Here is a 1693-nt window from a genome sequence, read left to right on the forward strand (position 1 = left end):
GGCCAGCCCTGCGCCCGTGGTCGCCCCGCCGCCGATCGTCCAGGCACCGCCTGCCCAGCAGCTCGCGCTCGCCCCGACCGGCGGGGCGCTCGCAAGCGCGGTCGCCGCGGCGCTCGCCGAAAGCCGCTGCAGCCTGGTCTCGGGCGGGATCGAGGCGGGCAGCCGGGTGCGCCTGACCGGCTACGCCCAGGCGGGCGGCGGCGAATCGGCGCTGCGGCTCCGCCTCGCCTCGGCGGGCGTGCCGGCGGAACGGCTGGACTGGCAGGTGCGCGGCTTCGCGGGACCGTACTGCGATGCGCTCGACCTGCTGCGGCCGATCGCGGACGCCTTCGGCGAGACGCCGAGCGGGCTCGCGCTCGCGCTGCCGGGCGGCAGGCACCGCCTGGTTCTCGGCGACCTGCTGACCGTGCGTGTCGCGATGCCGCGCTTCCCGGCCTATCTCCGCGTCAGCTACTTCACCCATGACGGCGAGGTGGTGCATCTGCATCCGAACAGCGCCGACGCGGCGCGGGTCTTCCCGGCCGGTGCCCGCGTCTCGCTCGGCGATCCGGCGGAGGGCGGTCCGCGCTGGGAGATCGGCCCGCCCTACGGCACCGAGATGATCGTCGCGATCGCCTCCGAGCAGCCGCTGTTCGACACCGCGCGCGAGGACTTCGAGAGCTCCGCGGCCTATCTCGCCGCGCTGCGCGACCGGCTCGGCCGCGCCGGCCGGGTCGCGGCCCAGGTCCTGATGGTCGAAGTGGCCGAGCGCTGACGTCGCCGCCGCGGCCACACCCGCGAGAGCCAGGTCGCCGGCATCCCCTCCCGGAAGCGCCGGCGCATGTCCTCGATCGCCTCGGCGCTCATGCCGAGCGCCTGGGGCCCGAAGAAGCGCGGATCGGGCGTATGCATCAGATACGCCATCGCCTCGTTCATCATCACCTCCTCGATCGCGGGGTCGTATCCCCCCTCGGCGAGGAAGCGGCGGAAGGCGGCCCGTTCGGGCTCGTCCAGGCGCTCGCGCCACCAGCGCGCGACATGCGCGGCGAAGGCCGGATTGGTGAAGAACTCGCCATGGCTGAGCTCGTGGCGCAGGATCGTCGCGCGCATCGCCGCATCGACCGCCATCCGTCCCGCCGCGACGCGTGTCGCCGGCTCGGCCGCGCTCACCGACACCACCGCCGCCTCGCCGGCCGCACGCGGCAGCCCGTCCGGACCCGGGGGCGCAAGGCCGGTGTCGGCGAGCAGCGCGGCGAGGCGCCGTTCGGCGTCGTTCAGGGCGATGCCGTCGCGCACGGCAAGGGCGAAGAACCTTGCAAGATCGCTCACGCGATAGTTGTGGCCGAAATAGAAGGTCTCGGCCGTCTCGCCGCGCGCCGCGATCGCCGCGGCGAGTTCGGCCTCGCCGAGCACACGGTCGCGCGGCAGGCCCGCCTTCTCGATCAGGGCGGCGATCCGGTTCAGCATCCGCCCCTGTTCGGCGAGCGAGGGGAAGTCGAGCACCAGGATGCGCGGATTGTCGGCGAGGCGGAAGACGGTCAGCGTCTCCGCCCGGTTGGCGAGGATGGTCGCGACGTCGGCGAGGCGCGCGGGGTCCGCGCGCTCGGGCGGAGGGGCGGTGCGCTCGGCCGGGGGGGCGCGCTCGAGCCAGAGCCACGCCACCCCCCCGCCGCCGGCAAGCAGGGCGAGCAGGCCAGCGATGGCGCCCCAGGGC

General features: G+C 75.0%; 2 protein-coding genes. One reads left to right on the forward strand and one right to left on the reverse strand.

Features of this window, described 5'->3' with window-relative positions; translation table 11 throughout:
• Window positions 1-754 (forward strand): DUF4384 domain-containing protein (locus FK498_RS18595; RefSeq protein WP_141857180.1); only part of this gene is annotated, 754 nt, incomplete at its 5' end.
• Here the strand turns inward: FK498_RS18595 and FK498_RS19590 are convergent.
• The coding region (locus FK498_RS19590; protein WP_161988494.1) for a hypothetical protein at window positions 670-1693 on the reverse strand (1024 nt) is incomplete at its 5' end. The genes FK498_RS18595 and FK498_RS19590 overlap by 85 nt on opposite strands.

It is taken from the genome of Elioraea sp. Yellowstone, from assembly GCF_006704265.1.
Lineage (GTDB): Bacteria > Pseudomonadota > Alphaproteobacteria > Acetobacterales > Acetobacteraceae > Elioraea.